Origin of the sequence: Methanothrix sp., assembly GCA_029907715.1 — an archaeon.
Classification (GTDB): domain Archaea; phylum Halobacteriota; class Methanosarcinia; order Methanotrichales; family Methanotrichaceae; genus Methanothrix_B.
In genome coordinates, this window is the sequence record JARYLI010000012.1 from 2,105 (window position 1) to 24,496 (window position 22,392).

24 protein-coding genes, 2 tRNA genes and 1 pseudogene are annotated in these 22,392 nt (G+C 54.0%); 11 read left to right on the top strand and 16 right to left on the bottom strand.

The window, feature by feature from the left end; genetic code table 11:
* From QHG98_07530 to QHG98_07550, 5 genes and pseudogenes are all read right to left on the bottom strand, one after another.
* Positions 1–513: hypothetical protein (locus QHG98_07530; GenBank protein ID MDH7597569.1), on the bottom strand; the 513-nt coding region annotated here is incomplete at its 3' end.
* A gap of 1,174 nt (positions 514–1,687) precedes the next feature.
* Positions 1,688–2,633 (bottom strand): annotated as a pseudogene (locus QHG98_07535) (IS5 family transposase).
* A 198-nt stretch (positions 2,634–2,831) separates the two neighbouring features.
* Positions 2,832–3,017, bottom strand: a complete 186-nt coding sequence (locus QHG98_07540; GenBank protein ID MDH7597570.1) for a hypothetical protein — start codon at positions 3,015–3,017, stop codon at positions 2,832–2,834.
* Position 3,018: 1 nt separating this feature from the next.
* Positions 3,019–4,071: a (Fe-S)-binding protein gene (locus QHG98_07545; GenBank protein MDH7597571.1), complete on the bottom strand. Its 1,053-nt coding sequence runs from the start codon at positions 4,069–4,071 to the stop codon at positions 3,019–3,021.
* Positions 4,072–4,082: 11 nt separating this feature from the next.
* Positions 4,083–5,468, bottom strand: a complete 1,386-nt coding sequence (locus QHG98_07550) for an FAD-binding oxidoreductase (protein ID MDH7597572.1) — start codon at positions 5,466–5,468, stop codon at positions 4,083–4,085.
* A gap of 1,017 nt (positions 5,469–6,485) precedes the next feature.
* Here QHG98_07550 and tfe point away from each other — a divergent pair.
* The 8 genes from tfe to fhcD all read left to right on the top strand — a co-directional run bounded on the left by tfe (position 6,486) and on the right by fhcD (position 12,154).
* Positions 6,486–6,989 (top strand): transcription factor E, encoded by a 504-nt coding sequence (tfe, locus tag QHG98_07555; GenBank protein ID MDH7597573.1) that lies wholly within the window; start codon positions 6,486–6,488, stop codon positions 6,987–6,989.
* Between the two features lie 183 nt (positions 6,990–7,172).
* The gene (locus QHG98_07560) at positions 7,173–7,604 is read left to right on the top strand and encodes a secondary thiamine-phosphate synthase enzyme YjbQ (protein ID MDH7597574.1); all 432 of its coding nucleotides are present in this window, start codon (positions 7,173–7,175) and stop codon (positions 7,602–7,604) included.
* Between the two features lie 140 nt (positions 7,605–7,744).
* Positions 7,745–8,284, top strand: coding sequence for a pyruvate ferredoxin oxidoreductase subunit gamma (locus tag QHG98_07565; protein ID MDH7597575.1), 540 nt, complete (start codon positions 7,745–7,747; stop codon positions 8,282–8,284).
* Positions 8,281–8,538, top strand: a complete 258-nt coding sequence (locus QHG98_07570) for a 4Fe-4S binding protein (GenBank protein ID MDH7597576.1) — start codon at positions 8,281–8,283, stop codon at positions 8,536–8,538. The genes QHG98_07565 and QHG98_07570 overlap by 4 nt, the downstream gene beginning before the upstream one ends.
* A 2-nt stretch (positions 8,539–8,540) precedes the next feature.
* Positions 8,541–9,761, top strand: a complete 1,221-nt coding sequence (gene porA / locus QHG98_07575) for a pyruvate synthase subunit PorA (GenBank protein ID MDH7597577.1) — start codon at positions 8,541–8,543, stop codon at positions 9,759–9,761.
* A gap of 10 nt (positions 9,762–9,771) precedes the next feature.
* Positions 9,772–10,674 carry a thiamine pyrophosphate-dependent enzyme gene (locus tag QHG98_07580; protein ID MDH7597578.1) on the top strand — a complete coding sequence of 301 codons (903 nt, stop codon included), beginning with the start codon at positions 9,772–9,774 and terminating at the stop codon, positions 10,672–10,674.
* On the top strand, positions 10,656–11,255 hold the full coding sequence (locus tag QHG98_07585) for an IMP cyclohydrolase (protein MDH7597579.1): 600 nt from the start codon (positions 10,656–10,658) through the stop codon (positions 11,253–11,255). The genes QHG98_07580 and QHG98_07585 overlap by 19 nt, the downstream gene beginning before the upstream one ends.
* Positions 11,256–11,260: 5 nt before the next feature.
* Positions 11,261–12,154 carry a formylmethanofuran--tetrahydromethanopterin N-formyltransferase gene (gene fhcD / locus QHG98_07590; GenBank protein MDH7597580.1) on the top strand — a complete coding sequence of 298 codons (894 nt, stop codon included), beginning with the start codon at positions 11,261–11,263 and terminating at the stop codon, positions 12,152–12,154.
* 169 nt (positions 12,155–12,323) lie between these two features.
* Here fhcD and QHG98_07595 read toward each other — a convergent pair.
* The 6 genes from QHG98_07595 to QHG98_07620 form a co-directional block, all read right to left on the bottom strand.
* Positions 12,324–12,396: transfer RNA gene (locus QHG98_07595), tRNA-Ala, on the bottom strand.
* Between the two features lie 13 nt (positions 12,397–12,409).
* Positions 12,410–12,679: an elongation factor 1-beta gene (locus QHG98_07600; protein MDH7597581.1), complete on the bottom strand. Its 270-nt coding sequence runs from the start codon at positions 12,677–12,679 to the stop codon at positions 12,410–12,412.
* Positions 12,680–12,689: 10 nt separating this feature from the next.
* Entirely contained in the window at positions 12,690–12,857 is a 168-nt protein-coding gene (locus QHG98_07605; GenBank protein MDH7597582.1) for a zinc finger domain-containing protein, read from the bottom strand.
* 502 nt (positions 12,858–13,359) lie between these two features.
* Positions 13,360–13,980, bottom strand: coding sequence for a uridylate kinase (locus QHG98_07610; protein ID MDH7597583.1), 621 nt, complete (start codon positions 13,978–13,980; stop codon positions 13,360–13,362).
* Positions 13,981–14,057: 77 nt separating this feature from the next.
* The gene (locus QHG98_07615) at positions 14,058–14,873 is read right to left on the bottom strand and encodes an NAD(+)/NADH kinase (GenBank protein ID MDH7597584.1); all 816 of its coding nucleotides are present in this window, start codon (positions 14,871–14,873) and stop codon (positions 14,058–14,060) included.
* Positions 14,860–15,678 carry a bifunctional fructose-bisphosphatase/inositol-phosphate phosphatase gene (locus QHG98_07620; protein MDH7597585.1) on the bottom strand — a complete coding sequence of 273 codons (819 nt, stop codon included), beginning with the start codon at positions 15,676–15,678 and terminating at the stop codon, positions 14,860–14,862. Before QHG98_07620 ends, QHG98_07615 begins: the two co-directional genes overlap by 14 nt.
* A 193-nt stretch (positions 15,679–15,871) precedes the next feature.
* Between QHG98_07620 and ribC the strand changes: the two genes are divergently transcribed.
* Positions 15,872–16,351 carry a riboflavin synthase gene (gene ribC, locus QHG98_07625; protein ID MDH7597586.1) on the top strand — a complete coding sequence of 160 codons (480 nt, stop codon included), beginning with the start codon at positions 15,872–15,874 and terminating at the stop codon, positions 16,349–16,351.
* A gap of 48 nt (positions 16,352–16,399) precedes the next feature.
* Here ribC and hisD read toward each other — a convergent pair whose 3' ends face one another.
* Genes hisD through QHG98_07645 form a run of 4 tightly spaced genes read right to left on the bottom strand, consistent with a single transcriptional unit; the run spans position 16,400 to position 20,846 of the window.
* The gene (hisD, locus tag QHG98_07630) at positions 16,400–17,680 is read right to left on the bottom strand and encodes a histidinol dehydrogenase (protein ID MDH7597587.1); all 1,281 of its coding nucleotides are present in this window, start codon (positions 17,678–17,680) and stop codon (positions 16,400–16,402) included.
* A gap of 12 nt (positions 17,681–17,692) precedes the next feature.
* Positions 17,693–19,351 (bottom strand): ATP-dependent DNA ligase, encoded by a 1,659-nt coding sequence (locus tag QHG98_07635; GenBank protein MDH7597588.1) that lies wholly within the window; start codon positions 19,349–19,351, stop codon positions 17,693–17,695.
* Positions 19,351–20,358, bottom strand: a complete 1,008-nt coding sequence (locus QHG98_07640) for a homoserine dehydrogenase (protein ID MDH7597589.1) — start codon at positions 20,356–20,358, stop codon at positions 19,351–19,353. Before QHG98_07640 ends, QHG98_07635 begins: the two co-directional genes overlap by 1 nt.
* Entirely contained in the window at positions 20,355–20,846 is a 492-nt protein-coding gene (locus QHG98_07645) for an amino acid-binding protein (GenBank protein MDH7597590.1), read from the bottom strand. The genes QHG98_07640 and QHG98_07645 overlap by 4 nt, the downstream gene beginning before the upstream one ends.
* 91 nt (positions 20,847–20,937) lie before the next feature.
* Between QHG98_07645 and QHG98_07650 the strand changes: the two genes are divergently transcribed.
* Entirely contained in the window at positions 20,938–21,453 is a 516-nt protein-coding gene (locus QHG98_07650; GenBank protein ID MDH7597591.1) for a NosD domain-containing protein, read from the top strand.
* 353 nt (positions 21,454–21,806) lie between these two features.
* Positions 21,807–22,262, top strand: coding sequence for a DUF2124 domain-containing protein (locus tag QHG98_07655; GenBank protein MDH7597592.1), 456 nt, complete (start codon positions 21,807–21,809; stop codon positions 22,260–22,262).
* A 5-nt stretch (positions 22,263–22,267) separates the two neighbouring features.
* On the opposite strand, the gene QHG98_07660 is transcribed toward QHG98_07655, so the two are convergent.
* Positions 22,268–22,341 (bottom strand) — tRNA-Ile (locus QHG98_07660).
* Between the last annotated feature and the right edge of the window lie 51 nt (positions 22,342–22,392).

Sequence of the window (22,392 nt, forward strand, 5' to 3'; positions counted from 1 at the left end):
CAGGATGTAGGTAAGGTATATCGCCTTCCCCAGCCCCGTACACCAAGCCGACTTTATTACTCCATATAACCAAGTTAATGCGCCCTTTATGGCCAATAAAATATGTGATATTGCAGCTTTTATTAGGTGCCAGGTTTTGCTCAGGATTGAAATCAATCCTGCTAAGAGATATTTAATAAATACAGTTACTCTGGTTAATATCCAGATAAAGAATTGAATATATATGGAAATTAAAAAAGCCGCCAAAGTATATAATACTATAAAAAGAATGGCAAATGTTGACATGCCGGTGGTTTCGACTATCCGGCTAACAATAGCATCTGGAGGTATTTCGTCTGATACCAATAATGCCACACATATTATTCCCAGGATGTAGGTAAGGTATATCGCCTTCCCCAGCCCCGTACACCAAGCCGACTTTATTACTCCATATAACCAAGTTAAAGTTTTTATAATATATTCAGAATAAATATATGCTATTAATAAAAACCACAAAGAAGTATATGACATCATCAATATTTCTTTATAAATAAGTAACTTTTCATTGTAAATTGCGAAAATCCCAGAAAGATATATCAATAATGATGAAATCGATTGTAAGATACGACGATGTTTTAAATCGATGATAAAAAATGTCAAGAATAAAACAAAAGAAAATATTGTTATTAAAAAAAGTTCCATGGCGTGCATTTAGGCAGTCATCCTCCATTAAGTTGGTCTGGAAGGTTTGTCTCCCATAAATTTTTCACTCATATCACTCATATTCATCTGGCGACTTGTCAGAATAGGCACTGGTTCTGATATTGTGTTCGTATCGATTGAAAGAGTGCTTCCAACAACCATATTGCAAGACTTCCAAGTTGCTAATTACATAAGAGCGAAATGCGTTTATTTTAAACGATAATAAGATAGAAATCGATAGCCATAGAGTCCCACGCCCACGTGTTATTGGAGCTCTTTGTTGAGACTGACTTTTCGTATGCATTGTGGACCTTTTCGTCATGCACCCACTTCCCTGCTAAATCACCCGGATGGTCTCCTGAGTGCCTGCATTTATATACCTCCAATATACCTCCATCGCTCTTATGTATCCAGCAACTTGGAGGTCATGCGGTAGGTTGCTGAATGCACTCATCCGCTCACCAGGAGCGCATAGCATGACTGCTGCCTCTCCGGGCAAGTTATCAGATGGATAAGAGCGCCCTCCATTTATTCATGATGACGCTTTGCCACCATTAATATTAATTTGTAACTTTACAATACCCTTTACAATACCCTCCTTTCTTTAGTTTTCCCTGTGTTTGCTCGATAGTTTGCTCAATATCGTGAGTGTACTTGAGTTACTGATCAAGTGAAGCCGCTATCATCGGGCATGATCGTTTATCCAGAAATCCGCCAAGAGGGCAATTTACCTCAACGGATTGAGCATGTTCTTTTCCCCCGACCATCGATAAATAATTTTCGCAGCTATCCTGACTTTGGGTAGTCTACCACGCTCTTATGTGTTTGGTAACTTGGAGGCTGTGTGGTTTTGCTGCTGTAATCATTCGAGGATTCCTATTTACACTTATCTTCAGCTCGTCACCTGGCTTTGATTGTTTATCTGGCATATTTGGGTCCGAATTTTCCTGATTTGCCATGTTTTTACCATGTTTTTTGGTATTTACTTTGATAGCCTCCGCTAGGTTCAAATTATGCTGGCATTTTTGAGTGTGCAGAGCTGGTAGAGGTTATAAGCGATAGCATTGACCACCATTTTCACGTGCACTCTTTTGACTGTGGTAACAAGCACGGTGCCTGCGTTGAAGACTCTCTTTATCACGGCATGAGGTCGTTCGCATGGTGCTCTGATTTTGCTTATCCAGCAGTTGTATTCTTTATCGAATTCTCCAAGAGGTTTCCTGGGAGGTTTGCGTTTTCATTGTGTAATCGATACCTTTAGCTTCTGCGCCGGAGTATCCTCGGTCTCTGAAGACGGTTTCGTTCTCTGTGGATAGATCTATCTGGCTATCGTGAAGCGAAGCTGTAGACGTATCTATATCCCTTATGAGGCTGTAATTGAGGTCTGTCTTCTGATGTAGCTTGTATCCGAAGTGGACCTCATTGCCCTTTTTGGCCCGCGTCCCATCCCTGCTCCGACGCGTCTTTGCATCGTCACCGCGTGGCTTTTTTGAGCTTCCAGGATCCGCCTCGATGAAAGTTGCATCCTGCACAGTCCCACTCACAACCTTCAGACCCATCGAATCGAGCTGGCTCTGAAACTCAGCCCAGACAACCTCGTGCATACCGGTTCTGCTGAGACGCTCTCTGAACAGCCATATCGTCCTGGAATCCGGAATCTCAGCCGGCCAGCCGAGAAACTCCATGGATGAGATCCTGTCCGCGATCTGCCTCTCAGCCTACATTTCGCTCAAGCCATACCACTGATGAAGTACCAGAACCTTGAACATCATTATCACATCGCAGTTCGGCCTGCCTCCCCGCTCACTCCTGTTATCGTACATCACTTCAAGATGCACACGTATACTCTCCTAGTCTATCAACTCTGAGACCTGAAGAAGCTTCGTGTCTCGCTTGCGTGCCGCGTCCTTCTTCTTAAGCTCAAAAAGAGCCCAATCCATAAAAGAATTAATAATTAATAATAGTATCTAAAGTATATAAAGATTTTAATGGGTGGCTTATAGGAATCCTCATTTATCTGCCATGGATGGCATAGCAGGACCCAATATCTCTTTAGGCAAGTCATCAGATGGATAAGAGCGAGAGCGTTTTAGTATTCCGATCGCTCGACCAACGCTCAGCCTCGTGTAGACCCGCCTGGCTGTTCCATGTCAGAATCTCCCCTCCGCTCTGGATCCTCCAGATGGCCACTTTTCCCTCTTGTTGTCTACGGGTCTCGCGAGCAAACAATCCCATATAAAGAAGATCTCCAGAACCGGTATCTCCCCGACGATACCTTCGTACGTGAGCACTTTCACAGTATTCCAATAGCCGCTTTCAGAGCCCATGCCCTCCATCTCATCTCCTGCACGCCATCGCCACGAGATCCACGAGATCGATGACCCTGCCGTGGCCCCCTGCCTCGTTCAGGTTCCTGACACACATCGGGCATGCTGTCACTATATAGTTCGCCTCTGGAGGCGCATCATCGAGACGCCTTCGCGCTATCTCAAGAGATACATCCCTGTATCCGGCCCTGACGCCACCCCCTCCGCCACAGCATCTAGCGAGCTCTCTGCTGTATCTCATCTCCTCCAGCTCGCAGATCTCCTTTATGACCTTCCTGGGCTGGTCGAATATGCCGTTCACGCGGCCGAGATGGCACGGATCATGGTAGGTGACCGTGAGATCCAGAGGCCTGATCTCCAGCTCGGATACGCGAGAGGCCAGGAACTCCGCCACGCTCATGACCTTCAGACCGTAATCGTTTTTGAGTGTGGTGTAGCATCCGGCACATCCTGTTATCACAACATCAACATCCATCTCGTTTATCTGGCGCAGGTTCTCCTCCATGCATTCCGAGGCATCCAGGCCGGTTCTGAGAAGCGGAGAGCCGCAGCACCGCTCTGATGGTAGGAGCGAGACACCGAATCCTCTCAGAATCCCGAACGTCCTCGCTGCGGTCTCGGGGTATCTGTAGGAGGCCATGCATCCTGCAAAGTAGACCTGGTCTGCCTTTACATCTGAGCAAGCGTCCGACCCGAGCATTCTGAGCCAGCTGTGCCTCCGCCCCACCTCCCCCAGACTGTTCCCTGTGGATGAGATCCTGTCACGCAGCTCGATCTGCCAGGCTCCCGTGATACTCCTGGATGCGAGCACCCTCCTCGCATCCTCCACGAGCCTCGAGGGGGTGACTCCAGCAGGACACATCTGAGAGCAGAGAGCGCACGTGGTGCACGTCCCGAGGCTGTCGAGCGCCCATGCGCCATCCATATCGTCAAGGATTTTCCTGATCAGAATCATCCTCCCGCGGGTGTTGAAGGACTCCCATCCCAGAACCTCGAAGCTGGGACAGACCGCTCGGCATGCACCGCACCTCACACATCGCCTGACCTGGTCGATATCGATCACCCGACATCACCTCACAGACCCAGCTTGCCCGGGTTAAGTATCCCCTTAGGATCCAGAGCGCGCTTGATCGCGCGCATGATCTCCAAAGATGTCCCCCACTGCATCTCCATGTATCCAGCTCTTGACCCGCCGATGCCATGCTCCGAGCTTACAGTCCCGCCGAGCTCTATGGCAGCTCTGTGTATCATGTCTGCAGCTCTTCTGAGCCTGGTCCATTCCTCTTCACTGCTCACATCTATGAACCACGCGACGTGCAGGTTGCCATCGCCGATATGCCCGTACTTCATCGCCGGGATGCCGGTGCTGTCCGATATCTCCTGAACCTTTCTCATCAGAGTGGGAATCTCCTTCATCGGAACCCCCACGTCCTCTCCTACATAGACCCGGCTCTTCGATGGATCGAGCCTGGAGATCGCAGCGCCAACCAGTTCCCTCGCAGCCCAGATCTCCGACATCTCCCTATCGTCGGATGCGATTCTGATGCTCTGCGCCAGGCCTGTGCACACCTCCGATACCCTTCTCGCATCCTCGGCTGTCGAGAGGTCTGTTCCATCGACCTCAAATAGTATGATATCACCATCTGGAAGCACTATTTTTGGATCGCACCGCCTGAGAACCTTTACGGTCGTGCTGTCCAGTATCTCGCATGCGGATGGCACGATGCCTGCGGAGAATGTCTTCACAACAGCCATGCCTGCGAGCTCAGAACTCTCGAAGGATGCCATGACCAGCCTTCGTCTCTTAGGCAGGGGCACGATCCTGAGCCGCGCGGCTGTTATGACCCCAAGAGTGCCCTCTGCCCCGACCATCAGTCGCGTCAGGTCATAACCGGCGGATGACTTCAGGACCTTGGAGCCTGTTCTGATGACAGTGCCGTCGGCCAGCACGACCTCAAGATCAAGAACATAGCTCTTGGTGGTGCCATACTTGACGCATCTCATGCCGCTTCCGTTGTTTGAGATCAACCCGCCTATCGTGCAGACGCTGGAGCTCCCCGGGTTGGGCGGAAAGAAGAAGCCGTGGGGCCTCAGAGCTCTGTTGAGCTGCTCAACAACAACCCCGGGCTCCACATGGACCTGCAGGTTCTCCACATCTATCTCCAGGAGTTTATTCATGCCGGACATGTCGAGAACTATGCCACCTCTGAGAGGCACTGCTCCGCCAGCTAGACCTGTTCCCGCGCCTCTGGCTGTGATGGGGATTTCGTGCTCATATGCAAGCCTGAGGATTCTGGACACCTCATCTGTCGTCAGAGGTCGAACGACGTACTCCGGTAGACCATACACCTGAGATGCATCGCAGGAGTAGCAGCAGAGCTCGGCCGGCGAGTTCGAGGCCCTGGGTCCGACTATATCCCTCAGCGCATCTATGACGGAACTGCCCTCTTCCGGTGACATTCTCCTCCAGGATTAACGGGAGATCTCGTAGCAGCGATGATACGATAAAAAGATTTTGTCTGGGATGCTGTGTTGAATATAGTTCTTTGCGCCACTTCATGTAAATCCATTTAAAAGCTACTGGATATGTCATACTTCATAGATGATTTTATGTGACATATGAGATTATATCAACTTATGCGGAATACTATAATTAAGGCCTGTAAGGTCGAACGCCATCGATTTTTACTATAATTACAATCAGTATGAATTGGCCACATGCTATCGGATTCTCAAACATTATTCAATACAGCAGTCCGGAGGCAGATTGGCGGATCTATAGTTCTTTGCGCCACTTCATGTAAATCCATTTAAAAGCTACTGGATGTGTCATACTTCATAAATGATTTTATGTTGCGTGCAATATTATATCAACTTATACGGAATACTATAATCGCTGAAAACAGAGGATGCAATGAAAGACGTGCCAGAAGGATGAAAGTGCTTCCTGGTAGGGCTTTAGAGGAACATGCTCAATATGTTGAGGTAAATTGCCCTCTTGGCGGATTTCTGGATAAACGACTATGGCCGATGATAGGGCCTCACTTGATCAGTAACTCAAGTACGCTCACGATATTGAGCAAATACATTTAGAGTGCGAGGATTTGTAAAAATCACGATGCAATCGAGCTCTTTCATGGTAATGGCTGTCTGAGATCAGCATACACTGGTGTGATGCCTCCTCTCTGGTCGTGTGCTCATATCATTGAGATCAACAGCATGTGGCAGCACAAGATTTATGAGGTGTGGTGCGAACGATCATCATTCCTGAGAGACGTTCAATGAATCGAGTACACGACCTCCTCTTTCACATGCGCCGAACTCGTGTAGTTGCAGCGACTGGATGCTCAAATGCTCACCGGCCTGCTCCAAAACATAAAATATATTCCGACAGAGTCTGCGAAGCTTTATAAGTAATCAGGAGTATATAATAGATCGTTTGTTTTGTAATTCAGAGAGACTGCAAGTGGTGATCCAGTGGTAGCAGTGGAGAATCCCATCCACAGGGCATATCTGCTAAAGATCGTTGGCGAGGAGGGTCTGAGGATCGTCGAGGCCATGCCAGAGGATGAGGTGACCGATGAGCACCTCGCCGAGATCACGGGGATAAGCCTCAATACGGTGAGAAGATCTCTTTATCTGCTCTACGAGCACAGGCTGGCAGTCTACAGGAGAAAGAGAGACCCGGACAGCGGATGGCTCACGTATCTCTGGAAGCTCTGTCCTGAGAGCCTGGACAGCGCGCTTGAGGCAGAGGTCAGGAAGCTCATAAACAAGCTCAACGCCAGGCTCCGCTACGAGAAGGATCATGTTTTCTATGCATGTGTGAACGGATGCGCCCGATTTGTTTTCGAGGAGGCGAGCGAGAACAACTTCACATGCCCGTTCTGCCAGGGCAGCCTGGAGTACATGGAGAACAGCACAATCGTAGAGGTGATAGAGGAGCGGATAAAGGAGCTGAGTGCTGCGCTCTGCTCCTGATGGAATGGCACGAAAATATCATCGGATGCAGACCATTCCATCCAAGGGTGACCATGCGCCATAAAGCGTTTTCTGAGCTGATAGTATGGCCGGTGAGAGTATAGATGGTGAGAGCAACACTGACAAATTGACCTCCTGCTGGAGCACCGAAACCGCCTGCGTTGTTCCCTTATGCGGATCATTATGATCGAAACACGACACATCGAGTTCGAGACAAAGGGCGATGCTGATGTGGTGGACATCACACGGATGGTCGTCAATGCCGTCAGGAGCAGCGAATTGACAGATGGCATTGTGGTTGTCTTCGTGCCTGGCGCCACAGGCGCTCTCACGACGATTGAGTATGAGCCCGGGCTGGTGGCTGATATGCGCAGAGCGCTCGAGAGGGTCGCCCCTGAGGGTGAGGAGTACGAGCACAACCGGAGATGGGGCGATGGCAACGGCCACTCCCACATCCGCGCATCGCTCATCGGCCCAAGCCTCACAGTGCCTGTGGTGAACGGCGAACTCGCCCTCGGCAGATGGCAGCAGATGGTCTTTATTGATATGGACAACAGACCCAGGCGCAGAAGGCTTCTGCTTCAGATCATGGGAGAAACAAGATCAGACCGGTAAACCTGCACAGTGCAGCCAGTTTAAATTTTTATTTTTTATAAATTATTTATCTGCTTCCAGTCCACCACAGAGCCATGATCCGTTCTGCGCGAAAATGCTTTATCTGGTTGATGCCTCTCGGCTTGAGAGGAGGTCTGCAGGTGAAGGAGATAAGGTTTCACGGGCGAGGAGGGCAGGGAGCGGTCACCGCTGCGGAGATGATCGCCATCGCAGCCTTCGAGGACGGCAGGTTCTCACAGGCGTTTCCCGCCTTCGGGGTTGAGCGCAGAGGCGCCCCTGTGCTGGCTTTCGCCAGGATCAATGACAAGCCGATACGCATGAGAAGCCAGGTCTACGAGCCAGATTACGTCATCGTGCAGGACGTCACACTGCTCGATGTCGTCAATGTGACAGGTGGATTGAAGCCGGATGGAAAGATAATAATAAATACTGATAAAGACGCCTCTGCGCTCAAACTGAACACAGAGGCTGAGGTGGTGACCATAGACGCGACTCGAATCGCCATTGATACCCTCGGGAGGCCGATAGTCAACACAACAATGCTCGGCGCGTTCTGCGGGGCGACTGGAGAGGTGAAACTGGAGAGCCTGGAGAGGTCGATCCTCACCAGATTCTCAGGCAGCCTGGGTGAGAAGAACATCAAAGCCATAAGAACAGCCTATGAGAGGGTCGCCAGATGAAGATCACAGTTGCAGCTCTGACAGAGCCAGGCAGCACTGTTGTTAACAAGACCGGGGGATGGAGGACATTCGTCCCGGTTGTGAATCACAGGAGATGCATAAAGTGCAGCCTCTGCGAGATATACTGCCCTGAGGGATGCATACATCAGATCGAGGGACTGTTCGTTCCGGATCTGGACTACTGCAAGGGATGCGGGGTCTGCGCTCATGAATGCCCCAGAAAGGCGATAGATATGGTCCTGGAGGAGAAATGAAGATGATCGCCAAGGAAGAGATGAGCCTGAAGGAGAGAATGGCCAGGATGAAGGTCGTTGAGGGCTCATATGCAGTTGCACATGCAGTGAAGTGCTGCGCTCCCGATGTCATATCCGCATACCCAATAACACCTCAGACCCACATAGTCGAGCACCTCTCGCAGTTCGTCGCAGACGGCGAGCTGGACTCGGAGTTTCTCACCGTCGATTCCGAGTTCTCGGCGATGTCATCACTCGTCGGGGCGAGCGCCGCTGGAGCGAGATGCTACTCATCGACCACAAGCCAGGGGCTTGCCCTCATGTGGGAGGTGCTTTACAATGCAGCCGGTATGAGGCTGCCGATAGTGATGACCGTGGCGAACAGGGCGCTCAGCGCGCCTCTGAACATATGGAACGACCAGCAGGACAGCGTCGGCGCCCGGGACTCGGGATGGATTCAGCTTTACGCTGAGGATGTGCAGGAGGCGGCTGATGCTATACCCCAGGCGTACAAGATAGCGGAGGATCCTGAGATCCTGACGCCGGTGATGGTCTGCATGGACGGGTTCATACTCACTCACGTCTATGAGCCTGTGGAGCTCATGAGCGCGGAGGAGGTCGAGAGGTTCCTGCCGCCGTACAGGCCAGAGCACATTTTAGACCCGAATAACCCGAAGACCTTCGGAGCGTTCGCGGACCCATCGTACTTCACAGAGCTAAGATACATGCAGTGGGATGCCCACAGGCGTGCCCTCAACAAGATAGAGACCGTAGCCAGGGAGTTTGCGGAGCAGTTCGGCCGGTGGTACGGAGGGCTGATAGACACATACCACGCGGATGATGCTGAGGTGATGATTGTAACTATGGGCTCTGTCATCGGAACCATCAAGGACTGCATAGATATGATGCGCAGCGAGGGGCTGAAGGTGGGTCTTGTGAAGATCAGGAGCTACAGGCCCTTCCCGACCGAGGCTCTGAGAAAGGCGCTGAAGGATGCTGAGGTCGTCGCTGTCATTGAGAAGGATGTCACAGTCGGAAACGAGGGCGCGCTTCTCACAGACCTGAAGGCAGCTCTTTACAACACGCCGGCAAGGGTTCCCGTGATAGGGTTCCCCGCTGGCCTCGGAGGCAGAGATATAACGGTCAGGGACATCCGCAGGGTCGTCGACAAGGCGATCGCAGCGCGTGACAGGGGAATTGAGGCGGAGATGGAGTTCCTAAGTCTGAGAGAGGATCTGCTTTAGGAGGATCTTTATGGAGAAGCTACTTGCACCCGGGCACAGGGCATGCGCAGGATGCTCAATGCCAACTGTGATCAATCTGGTACTGGACGCCGCTGGACCCAACACGATAGTTGCAACGCCAACAGGATGCATCGAGGTGACGACAACACCGTATCCTGAGAGCGCCTGGAGGGTTCCGTGGATCCACTCGCTCTTCGAGAATGCAGCGGCTGTCGCCTCTGGAATAGAAGCCGCTCTCAATCACTTCGGGAAAAACCATAACGTCTTCGTCATAGCCGGCGATGGCAGCACACTGGACATAGGCATGGGCTGCATATCCGGCATGTTCGATCGCGGGCACAATGTGAAGTATGTTTGCTATGATAATGAGGCGTACATGAACACAGGCGTCCAGAGGAGCAGCTCGACACCTCCATGCACATCAACGACGACCACGCCATCCGGAAAGGTCAGCTTCGGAAACCCGAGGCCGAAGAAGGACATGCCCGCCATAGCTGTCGCACACAGAGTGCCGTATGTCGCAACAGCCTCTGTCGCCTATCCTGTGGACCTCAGGCGGAAGGTGAAGAGGGCCATATCGATTCCAGGGCCTGCGTACATACAGGTCAACGCGCCGTGCATCACAGGCTGGTCGTTCGAGGCTGGGACCACTGTGGAGATAGCGCGGCTTGCGGTCGAGACCTGCCTCTGGCCTCTCTACGAGTACGTCAACGGAGAGCTTGCTGGCGTCAAGAAGATCCATGTAAAGAGGCCTGTTGAGGATTACCTCAAGGCACAGGGGAGGTACAGGCATCTCTTCCGCATGAAGGGTGGAGATGAGATGATCCGGGTCCTCCAGCAGATGGCTGATGAGAACGCCCGGAAGTTCGGACTTCTTTATGAGGGAGATGTCACGTGTACGTCGGGAGAATAGTCGCAGTCGGAATCTCCGGCGATGGGGTCTGGGTGGGCTACAGGGTCTCATCCAGATCCTTCCCGAACCGCAGGGCAACTGCATCCGGATCCTCGATATTTGTGCATCCTCTCGATCCATCCGATCTCCTGAAGAACCCCTACATAACATATCCATGCATAAGAGCCTCGAATGATTTCGCGGTCGTATCGAACGGAGATCACACAGACATGATATTCGACCGGATCGAGGACGGGTCAGGACCTCTGGACGCCGTGGCCCTGAGCCTGGTGGCCTACGGTTACGAGAGGGATGATCTCCGGACTCCTAGAATCGCCGGCGTCGTCTCAGGGCGGCGCGCGGTCATGGGAATCGCGGCTCACGATGAGATCCACGTCAGGGAGATCGAGCTTCATGATGGGGATGCATGGATGGTGGCGACGTATGAGAAGACCGGATTCGAGCCCGTATCCATGGAGGGGACTAGCGCATCGAGCATCGCTAGATCCCTCTTCGGCCTCCCCTTCGAGCGTCCGGTGTGCTCTGCTGCTGCGTTCAGGAAAGGAGATGGCTTTGAGCTTGCTGTGTACAATCCAAGGTGATCCGAATGGAGATTAATGGTGTGGAGATAGATGATACGTTCGCGGAGGCGTTCCCGATAAAGATTGGGAGGGTGCTGATAACCGCGATCAGTGAGCGCTGGGCGCTTGAGGCGGCCCGCGAGGCCACCGGCTTCGGGACCTCGGTGATAATGTGCCCTGCTGAGGCCGGAATAGAATGTATTGTTCCAACCACCGAGACGCCTGACGGTAGGCCCGGGGTATACATACAGATATGCAACATGAGCTGGAAGAGCCTGGAGACGTCGCTCCTGGCGCGCATAGGCCAGTGTGTCCTCACAGCTCCTACAACAGCTGTGTTCAACGGCCTGCCCGGGGCTGAGAGGCAGTTCGACACAGGAAAGAAGCTGGGCTACTTCGGAGATGGATACCAGTGCGAGATCGAGTACTGCAACAGGAAGTTCTGCAAGATCCCCATCATGGAGGGTGATTTCCTCGTGGAGGAGACCATCGGGGCAGTTGATGGGATAGCCGGCGGCAACTTCTACATTCTGGGGCAGAACCAGCCTGCTGCGCTCATGGCCGCTGAGGCCGCGGTCGATGCGATAAGCAAGCTCAGAGGGACGATAACGCCGTTCCCGGGAGGCGTGGTCGCGAGCGGCTCCAAGGTCGGGAGCAGGTACAAGTTCCTGAAGGCCTCTACGAATGTTGCATTCTGCCCCAGCCTGAAGGAGCAGGGGGTCTGCGCACTTCCTGAGAACGTCACTGCAGGGTACGAGATCGTGATCAACGGGATAAGCAGGGAGGCGATAGAGGAGGCGATGCGCGTCGGGATCAGGGCTGCCTGCAGGGTTCCCGGCGTGATCAGGATATCCGCGGGGAACTTCGGAGGCAAGCTGGGGCCGCATCAGTTCCATCTGCACAGGATACTCGAGCAATGAGTGTCGCTGTTCAGCGGGATCTGCCCCCCATTTTTGAGAGCAGCATCATGCGGTGAGCTGATCCAGATCTGAATGCTTCGCTGCCCTCTTGAAAGACTCTCACGCTGTCGGCTGAGTCCAGACTGAGCTCTGAGTCGAAACTGACGATCGGCCTGTAAAAACAGTTGGATGGACACGGCGGGATTCGGACCCGCGGCCTCTACCTTGCGAAGGTAGCGATCTTCCAGCTGATCTACGTGCCCACAAATTGGGAGGTCAGATGAGGCCTACCTCCTCGACCTCGACCGACTCCACGCCCTTCACCTTTGAGAACGCCTCCTCCACCTCCGCCGTCCCGCCGCCAGCCCTGTCGTCAAGGAGGACAACAGCTATCAGCGCCTTGAGGCCGAAGGCGATCGGTCGCACATCCATTGCGTGGAGCTTTACGGATGCTGGAACAACTGACCTGATGGATTCCTTCAGGGATTCCATGTCTATTTCAGTGCTCTCAGGCATGATTCTGATCTTTGCGGCTACAGTTCCCATCTTCAACACCTCATGGACCGGTGAAACCACAGCTCTTGCATGTGTAGATATTGCTCTGCTTCTTGCATCTGTTGCATCTGGCGATGATCACACCACAGCTCGGACATGGAAATCTGACGCCTCCGGTGCCAAGCAGGGTAACACCGCACGATATACACTTCTCTGGTACGTCTTTCATGCTTCTCCGGTCACTCCTTCTTGACGTCCTGCTATAAACTTTGCGATCTGAACAGCAGATGCCCAAAAAGCATGACAAATGCATTTGTCGCCCGTTAACCGCGGGCCGAACATTCGCGTTATGCACGCTGTTTTCCTGTGTTTCATGCCAACTGATGTTAGTTCTGTCATGCTCCAGGATGATTTGATCCTGAGTTCCCCATTTTTGGGCATACGGAACCGGAAGATAACGATTAGTGATGCCTATCAGGCTTCGCTCAATTGGTTTAACATGGAGTGGTAGCCCGGTTTTAGACGTTTCAGTGCCCAAATGATGGGGAGGCAAGGTTCGATCTCATTCCTGGCATATGCGGATTCATGGAGATTCAGTGGATCGCAAACACATCCTTGATCGGGTGAGTATTCCTATTAACCCCCCCTTTTCTGCGATCTGCCCATGTCGCTAAGTGATTATATAGATTATATTTTATATAATATAAAGCAGGTATTTAGGGATTCTCGGATTACCATATCACAGTCCCGCGGCATCTCTCAGGCAGCTCTTCAACCATCGCGATGAGCTCATCGGGAACGGAGCCGTTGAGGACGAAGCATCTCGTCCCACAGGATTCGATTATCCTCAGAGTGCCCTGATCCACGCAGCTCCGATGCCCCATGAGCTCAGATGCTCTCACAGCAGACACCAGCCTCCCTGAAATCATGACCCCATCGACATCCGTCACCTTTATCATATCCGAGCCGAGCCGGCACGCCACAAGCGCCGCGATGGCATCCGATGTGTAATCCCAGCTGTGCTCCAGCCCCCTGTCGTTCTCCAGGAGATACCTGTAAGGCCTCAGGACGCGAACACCCTGCGATTGAGAGAGAGCATCCACAGGCTCTGCGCCAGTCCCGTCTGTCAGGAGATACGCGTACTCCTCCATGGCCAGAACCGCCATCCAGTGCGCGGCCTCGTCGCTCACCATTCCCCTGTTATAAAGAGATCTCACAAGATCCGCCATCGGGCCGCCACCCGGAACCACCAGAAAGCCGTACCCGCTCTCAGCGAGAATGGAGAGCCTCAGAACGATCTCCTTCGCGCATCCGATCAGGCTTCCACCGATCTTCACGACATAAAAGCGCATGGTTTGTGTTGGAGAGCTGGGTAGATCTTAATCCTCGCGCATGTCACATCCCGGGCGCTCCGCGAATCTCCTCACGATCAGACGAGCTTGGCCTTGACCTTCTCGTAGAACCCATCCCTGCTGGCCTTCACGAACCGCGCCGGCCTCTCAGCTCTTCGCATGATTATCTCATCGCCATGCGTCACTGTCGCCATCGTCTGGCCGTCGACGACGACCAGCGCCTCCTTTCCCGGGAGCTTCAGATCGACCTCTATCAGACTGTCCCCGCGGATCACCCAGGGCCGGGCTGAGAGCTTGAACGGTGCCACAGGCACCAGGACTATCGCATCCAGGTGCGGGTCCACTATGGGCCCGCCGGCGGACATCGCATATGCTGTGGATCCTGTGGATGTCGCGAATATCATGCCGTCTGCGCGAAGCCGCTCCAGTGGCGATCCGTTGACCTTTATATCGAAATCGAGCATCTTGGCGGGACTGGAGGTTATGAGCGCGACCTCATTCGTCGCGGGCGGGAGCCTCTCCCCACGCAGCAGGGTCTCTATCCTGGTCCTCTCATCAACCTCAAAACCGAGAAGCAGATGCTCGATGGTCCTGACCGCATCCTTCGGCTCCACATCGACAAGGAACCCCACTGTGCCCATGTTTATGCCAAGAATCGGCCTGGGATCCTCCATCTTGTGTATCGTCCTGAGGATGGTACCGTCTCCACCTATCGAAACTATGAAGTCAACATCCATCTCCCCTACCGGTGTGCCCTTCAACCCAAGATGCTCCGCGAGCTCCGGATCGACAAAAATCTCAGCCCTGTCCCTGAAATGATCTATGAGGGATCCTGCAAGTTTTATCGAGTCTGCATCGTTTCGTGAGACAAAGCCTATTCTAATGGGTACCACCCTCTATCAGCTCCAGTATTTCTCTGTGCATGAGACCATTTGAAGCTATCAGGTCCGTCCTCTCCCACATGTTCCTGCTGAGGTGAAGCTTCCCTCCGCGAGAATCTGTGACCGTGCCTCCAGCCTCCTCCACCATGAGAATCCCAGCGATCACATCGACCACCCTGAGAGAGCCGCGGAGGTCTATGAAGGCGTCCAGTCTCCCGTCTGCGACGTAACAGAGCTCAAGCGAAGCCGCCCCAAGGTTTCTCATCCTCCTCACAACATCTCCAACGCCCACGATTCTCGATGTCCTCGGTCGCATTGTGTAAGCGGAGATGCTGAAGTCCCCGAGGCGTGCGGTTCCTGAGACCTTTATCGGTTCCACAGATGATTCCTCACGGTAAGCCCCGCCCCCCGGCTCCGCATAGTACCTCGTTCCCCTTACAAGGTCGCGCACGTACGCCAGATGAGTTGTGCCATCGCTTATGAAGATGGAAATCGCATAAAATGGGATCCCGTGTATCGCGTTGAATGTGCCGTCAAGCGGGTCGAGATGGATGAAGTAAGCTGGATCCTCTCCGATCACACTCTCCCCCATCTCCTCGCTCAGAACCCTGAATCCGCTGCCGCAATCCCTGAGCGGGGCGAGCGCCGCCTCCTCCGCGATCTGATCTATCGCCTTTGTGGGAGTTCCATCAGCTCCGATCTTTATGTGGGCGCCAGCGCCCGATGTACCGGCGATGCTGCTCACTGCGGATGCGACGTTCGCAGACATCGAGTCGCAGAGCGACTTCAGTTTAGCTCCAACCGCTGAGAGGCTCATGAGAATGCGTCTCCAGTATGCGTTTTGTGCGTCATGGTTTTGCCGTCCCGCGAGGATATCGATGTATGCCTATAAATACAGTACCGCCAGTTACCTGCACTGCTATCACAAGAGCACTGGCTGGCGCTGCCCTCATGCCCGGGTATTGCGCTGGCTGTGTGGGCCTGCAGCACACTTTATGGGAGCTCACAGCATGAAACGCATAGGTATAGCGGATACCACATTTGCCAGGTACGACATGGCCAGGGCCGCGATTCGCGAGATAAAGAAGCATGCGTCCGTGGAGATAGTCAGGTACACCGTTCCGGGTGTGAAGGATCTCCCCGTGGCTGCGAAGCGGCTCATCGAGGAGCATAAGTGCGATATCGTCATCGCTCTGGGGATGCCGGGCGCCGCGCCCATCGACAAGGTCTGCGCCCATGAGGCATCCACGGGCCTTATAATGGCCCAGCTCATGACGAACAGGCACATCATAGAGGTCTTCGTCCACGAGGACGAGGCCGCGGACGAGCGTGCTCTGGCCCGGCTCGCAGAGAAAAGGGCGGCAGAGCACGCACTGAACGCGATCAGGCTTCTCTTCAGGCCGGAGGAGCTGACCAGGATGGCGGGCACAGGCCAGAGGCAGGGATTCGAGGATGCTGGCCCGCTCGAGGGGGACGGCGGGACGCACTGACACTCCATGAGGAGACCGGTTCTGCGAGCTGTCGTAATCCGGTGCCCCTCATCTCCTCATCCGGATGCGCACGGATTCCGCGTGCGCCCTCAGCCCCTCAGACTCTGCCATCTTTATTATGACATCTGCGAGCGATTCGAGGCCCTCACCGGTCATGCTCTGTACTGATATCTTCTTTGTGAACGCATCTATGTTCAGGCCGGAGAAGATCTTTGCATAACCTGCTGTGGGAAGCACATGGTTCGTCCCTGTTGCGTAATCGCCGGCGGCGACCGGCGTGTAGTGCCCGAGAAAAACAGATCCCGCGTTTCTGACCATGTTCAGAGCATCCATCGGATCCCTGACCATCAGCTCCAGATGCTCCGGAGCGAATGCATTCGAGAACGCCATGGCATCATCCAGGCTCTCGGCAAGCAGGAGAGCGCATCGCTCCAGGCTCGCCTGGACTATATCCCTCCGCTCTGTCTTTTCTGCCTGGGATGAGAGCTCTGTCTCAACCGCCCTCATCAGTGGCTCGCTGGTTGTGACCACGACAGCTATGGATGATGGGTCGTGCTCCGCCTGAGCGATCATATCTGATGCTATGAACTCAGGATCAGCGGATGAATCCGCTACGATCAAAACCTCTGAAGGGCCAGCTGGAAAATCTATCTCGACGCTACCCCTGACGAGCATTTTCGCTGCGGTGACGTACACATTCCCGGGCCCGACTATCTTCTCAACCCGCTCGATGCTCTCCGTGCCGAGAGCCATGGCAGCTATCGCCTGAGCCCCACCAAGCTTGTAGATCTCATCCGCTCCGGCGATATCCGCGGCAGCAAGCGTTAGCGGTGCGATTCTGCCAGAACCATCCGGAGGTGTACATACGACCACCCTCTCAACGCCCGCGACCTTTGCTGGAATGACACACATCAGCGCAGAGCTGGGATACGCTGCCCTTCCTCCAGGGACATAGGCGCCGACGCTCTCCAGCGGCACGACCTTCTGCCCTGCGACGACGCCTGGCGCGACCTGGTAGAGCCAGAGATCCTTTGTCCGCTCCTCATCGTGGAATGCGTAGATGTTCTGGGCCGCGAGCTCAAGAGCGCTGAGAATGCCCTCATCCAAAGCATCGTACGCTTCCTCGATCTCATCCTCTGAAACCCTGAAACTCTCGAGGCGCACTCCATCGAACCGCTCCGTGTACTTCCTCAGGGCTTCATCGCCGTTCTCTGCTACATCCATCACTATATCGTTGACCCTCTGCAGGACATCCTGTATTCCGATCTCTCTAGAAAGTAGAACCTTCAGGTCCTCTGAACTCAGCTCATTAAGTTTCTTCACGATCATTTTAAAAGCTCCTTATCTCCTAGATCTGCCCCTCTGAAGCCGGTATATCTCGCTGATCCTCTCCAGCGTATCGGCCTCAGATGGCGATTTATCATCCCTCACGGCTATCAGCCTCGGAAAACGCAGGGCGTAGCCAGATGAGTAATTGGGGCTCCTCTGGATCTCCTCATAGCCGACCTCGAAGACGATCTGCGGATGGACCTCCACCTCCATCCCCTCCTCCTTGACGATCAGGTCCCTGAAGAGATCGGTGAGCTCCGCGAGCATCTCATCGGTGATCCCTGTTGCGACCCAGCCGACGTCCTTCAGCTCCCCGGTATCAGAGTCGACGCAGGCGAGCCTGTAAGAGCCGAGAAGGTTCGCCCTCTTTCCCTCTCCCCATCTCGCCCCGATAACCACGAGATCAAGGGACTCGAGAAGCGGCTTGATCTTGAGCCAGTTCTTGCCCCTCTTGCCCGGAGAGTACACAGATGCTGGATTCTTGAGCATCACGCCCTCATGCCCGGCTGCAAGCGCCTCTCTGTAGATCTCCTCCACCCTCTGGACATCGCTCGTCACGACCTGCTCAGCTATGATCTCAGGATCCGCCACGCTGACGAGGACCCTCCGCCTCTCCTCAAGAGGTTCATCAAGAAGGCTCGCCCCGTCCATGTATATTATGTCGAAGAGGTGCAGGTTCAGGGGTATCGTCTTCGCAGTCCTCGCGACTCCGTACTTCCTGCGGAACCTCCTCAGTATCTCCTGGAACGGAAGCGGCCTCCCGTCCTCGCCTGTTGCAACAGCCTCCCCATCAAGGATTGCTGTTTCAGCCCTGACATGCGCTATCACGATCTCCCGTATCTCAGGCAGGGACGATGTGACATCCTCCAGCCTGCGGGAGAATATCCTGACATTTTTACCATCCTTGTGGATCTGGACCCTGGCGCCATCGAACTTCCACTCCACCGCTGTCGCGCCCTCTGCAAGCGACGCCTCAATGCTCTCACCGATCTGCGCGAGCATCATCTTGATCGGGCGGTTTATGCTTATGCCAAGCTCGTTCAGCCTTTTGAGCTTCGTGTACTCTGCGACCAGCCCGAGATCATTCGTCAGGTTGTACGCCCTCTCGACATCCTCTTTTGACGCTCCGAATGCCTTTGCTATCGCGTCCCTCACCAGACCCTCGCCGACGCCAATCCTCATGTCCTCCATCGCGAGCCTGGCTATGTACTTCGCCTCCAGCGGCGAGGCCTCGCTGAAGAGGTACTGAAGGTTCTTCACCCTGATATCCTGGCTGCCCCTGCCAGAGGCCTTTGCTATCGAGAGGAACCTCTGATAGACATCCTTTATATCCAGACCATCGCTTCCGGAGAAGGCTGCAAGCGTGAGCGGTTTTCTCCTCTCAACAGCCCTGTACGCGACGAGCCCGGGATCTCCGGTGGCCCGGAGAAGCTCTTTTATCGCTTCAGGGCTCAGACCAGTGGCCTTGCTTATGGACTCGTAGAGCAGGCTCGGGCCGACGCCTAGCTCCGTGCCAGGTATGACAACACCCATGACGAAGCCTGCGACGATTCTGAGATCATCAGGTTCCAGAGCTGAGAGAAATGATGCCAGTATGTCCGTCTTCTCCAGGGAGCCTGATGTCTGTGATATCCGCTCGCAGAGCTCTGCGAATCTCGCGAAGCCTGTCATCAGAATATCGCATCCACCCGCTTTGTCCTGTATATGCTCACTATATCGCTCAGTATCGCGGCTGCTGTCTCCACGCCCCCAGCCCCGAGACCCGTGACCGTTATCGTCCCTGAGAGGTCTGTGTAGATCGCAGCTGCGTTCAGAGTGGAGCCGACAGCGAGCGGGCTTCTTATGGGCACCAGCATCGGCCTCACAGTCAGCGCCGGCACCTCGCCGATCAGCTTTATGACATACCCGTGCTTCTTTGCAAGCGCCAGTGCCTCAGGTGTGATCTCTGTTATGCCCCTCACCTGGACATCGTTGTACTTCACGTTCATGTTGAATATCGCGTTCGCCAGTATGACGATCTTTGCAGCAGTATCGACGCCCTCTATATCGTATGTAGGGTCTGCCTCAGCATATCCCAGCTCCTGCGCCTCAGCCAGGGCCCGGCTGAACGGATACTGCTCATCGGCCATCCTTGTGAGGATGTAGTTGCATGTGCCGTTGAATATGCCGCGTATCCCGAGGATGGTGTTCCCGACGAGCGTTCTCTCTATGAGATTTATCAGGGGCATCGTTCCGCCGACTGTCGCCTCAAACTTCAGCATCACCCCGTTATCATCAGCCAGACGCTTCAGCCTGTTGTATGCAACGACAAGAGGCCCTTTGTTTGAGGTGACCACATGCTTTCCGCTGGCGAGAGCCTCCTCCATGTGGCCCAGGCCGGGCTGGCCGTGGACTATGTTTGTCGGCGTGACCTCCACCACCAGCTCTGAGTTCACGGATCTTATGGTCTCCTTGGCGCTCATCTCCGAGTTCGCAATCTCCTGAAGGGTCCGATGGCCCAGAACCTTCTCCCCTGATATCCCATCCTCCTCAACCAGCGTGCCTGTATGATCCGTGATGCTTACGAGCTTGAGATCGAGTCCCAGCTCTCTGAGCATCTTGCGCTTCCTGCTGATAACATCGACAACTCCGTGCCCCACAACCCCGTAGCCGACCAGCGAGATCCTGACCTCTCTCATAGATCGTCCTCCACGGGCTCTATCACGAGCAGCTTCTTCTGAGCTCCAACCTCACGCAGAATCTTCAGAGCCCTCTGCATCTCCTCCTTCCCTGTGGCTCTGATCTTCATGTACGCAGATGATGGCTCATCAACGCCCGGCATGGAGAGAGAGAGGTCCATGACCTCTGCATACCCTGTCGAGTCGATCCTGCTCACGGTATCACCGAGATCGCTGTCGAGAACATGGCCAACAAGTATCACCGAGACCTCCTCTATGAAGCGCTCCTCCCCCGCGCGCACAACGACAATCCCGCTCTTCTCCAGGTCTCTTTTGACACCATCCAGCTTCGACCTGTCCATCTCAACGATGAGCCTCACAGGCACTGTGCCCCTGGGAGTTTTCCTGTCCCTGTGGTGCACGACGCTGATTATGTTCCCTCTTGCGTCCCTTATGGGTTGCAGTGCTAGGAGCAGTTGCCCCGGCACGTCCTGCAGCTCCAACTCCATCGAAAGTCGCATACAATTCCCCTAAGTCGCTCTCTTCTCCAAATGCTTTTAAGACATAAAGCTTGTTGTGCACGTGGGAGGATGTGATGGGATGAAGAGGCATTTATGCATCATGATTGTGTGTGCCATAATCATAGTTTCACTGCCTGCTGCAGCAGTGACCGTATGCGGAGAGGGGTGCGATTTCTCTAGCGTGCAGGAGGCGATAAATGCTGCCAACGCCGGGGACACCATCGAGGTACACAGCGGTACATACTTCGAGCACGTCTACGTCTCGAAGAGCCTGACGCTTATCGGCGTGGACACCGGCGGAGGGATGCCTGTGATAGATGCGGAGGGAATCGGCAGCGCAATAACGATAAGCTCAGACAATGTGACCCTGCGGGGGTTCAGGGTCACGAACTCCGGGAGATGCGGATGCGGCAACGCTGGCATAAATGTGCTCTCGAACAACAACACGATCACAGATAACGTCGCACAGGGCAACAAGTACGGAATCCACTGCACCGGAAGCATGAACACCTTCATGAGGAATGACATTCACGATAACGACATCAGCATGAAGGATGATGGGGAGGACAACGTGTGGGAGACGGGAGATAGCTGATCGCAGGCAGAATCTGTCTCAAACGCTTTTTTTTGTATTCAGCAACCTGGAGGTCATGCGGCAGGTTGATGAAGGCACTCACTCCCTCGCCAGGAGCGGAGCGCATGGCATGACTGCTCTCTGCGGACAGGTCATCCGATGAATAAAAGCGGTCTCAGAATCGCCAGCCTCCGGCAGGTCGCATGGATGCTACAAGCACCTGTGCAGGATCGTTTATCGCAGCCGATTGCCATGCAGCGGATGACCTGATGGCAGCGGAGGCGGGATGTGGTGTTGTGCTGCGGTTTCTGCGGCATTGCAGGGAAGACATATAATACTAATATTGGATGACATATTAACGTGAGGTCTCGAATATGGAGAAGGTACAGGATGTGAAAGGGCTTGGTGGAATGCTGAACGGCTTCAGGGACATGGTGAAGGAGTTCGAGAGCATCACGTTCATAGGCTCCCCTGGATTCTGCACACCATTTGCGCTCTTCCTGGGGTATCCTGTGAGGGATAAGAGGCTCGCGTTCGTGCCGGGGCTGAGCGTGGACAAGACGCGCAGGATCATCGCCACCGAGTACGGAATGGAGCTGGGAGAGATGTGCTCTCCAGATGCTGATGTTCTCGTGATCCTCGGCGGAATGGCCATGCCGAAGATCGGCGTCTGCATCGAGGATATGAAGCAGCTTCTGGGCAAAATCCCACACAGCAGCGTCATGGGAGTCTGCTTCATGGGGATATTCGAGAAGGCCGGATGGTGCGATAGGATAGAGTTTGATTACGTGATGAACACCATCATAGAGGGCGATATAACAAAGAGATAAAAAGATGGGCCCGACGCGATTCGAACGCGTGACCTCACGGTTATCAGCCGTGCGCTCCGCCAGGCTAAGCTACGAGCCCGCGAACGTGGTGTCTGATAGAGCGTCCAGCTTATAACGTTTTCCCTTCGAG

Coding starts and splice junctions, on each gene's coding strand:
- QHG98_07580 (MDH7597578.1), top strand. CDS start 9,772: ATGGAGAAGCTACTTGCACCCGGGCACAGGGCATGCGCAGGATGCTCA.
- QHG98_07605 (MDH7597582.1), bottom strand. CDS start 12,857: ATGAAAGACGTACCAGAGAAGTGTATATCGTGCGGTGTTACCCTGCTT.
- QHG98_07550 (MDH7597572.1), bottom strand. CDS start 5,468: ATGTCACCGGAAGAGGGCAGTTCCGTCATAGATGCGCTGAGGGATATA.
- QHG98_07570 (MDH7597576.1), top strand. CDS start 8,281: ATGAAGATCACAGTTGCAGCTCTGACAGAGCCAGGCAGCACTGTTGTT.
- porA (MDH7597577.1), top strand. CDS start 8,541: ATGATCGCCAAGGAAGAGATGAGCCTGAAGGAGAGAATGGCCAGGATG.
- QHG98_07610 (MDH7597583.1), bottom strand. CDS start 13,980: ATGCGCTTTTATGTCGTGAAGATCGGTGGAAGCCTGATCGGATGCGCG.
- QHG98_07635 (MDH7597588.1), bottom strand. CDS start 19,351: ATGACAGGCTTCGCGAGATTCGCAGAGCTCTGCGAGCGGATATCACAG.
- QHG98_07600 (MDH7597581.1), bottom strand. CDS start 12,679: ATGGGAACTGTAGCCGCAAAGATCAGAATCATGCCTGAGAGCACTGAA.
- QHG98_07655 (MDH7597592.1), top strand. CDS start 21,807: ATGGAGAAGGTACAGGATGTGAAAGGGCTTGGTGGAATGCTGAACGGC.
- QHG98_07540 (MDH7597570.1), bottom strand. CDS start 3,017: ATGGAGGGCATGGGCTCTGAAAGCGGCTATTGGAATACTGTGAAAGTG.
- fhcD (MDH7597580.1), top strand. CDS start 11,261: ATGGAGATTAATGGTGTGGAGATAGATGATACGTTCGCGGAGGCGTTC.
- QHG98_07620 (MDH7597585.1), bottom strand. CDS start 15,678: ATGAGCCTCTCAGCGGTTGGAGCTAAACTGAAGTCGCTCTGCGACTCG.
- ribC (MDH7597586.1), top strand. CDS start 15,872: ATGAAACGCATAGGTATAGCGGATACCACATTTGCCAGGTACGACATG.
- QHG98_07560 (MDH7597574.1), top strand. CDS start 7,173: ATGATCGAAACACGACACATCGAGTTCGAGACAAAGGGCGATGCTGAT.
- hisD (MDH7597587.1), bottom strand. CDS start 17,680: ATGATCGTGAAGAAACTTAATGAGCTGAGTTCAGAGGACCTGAAGGTT.
- QHG98_07650 (MDH7597591.1), top strand. CDS start 20,938: ATGAAGAGGCATTTATGCATCATGATTGTGTGTGCCATAATCATAGTT.
- QHG98_07640 (MDH7597589.1), bottom strand. CDS start 20,358: ATGAGAGAGGTCAGGATCTCGCTGGTCGGCTACGGGGTTGTGGGGCAC.
- QHG98_07645 (MDH7597590.1), bottom strand. CDS start 20,846: ATGGAGTTGGAGCTGCAGGACGTGCCGGGGCAACTGCTCCTAGCACTG.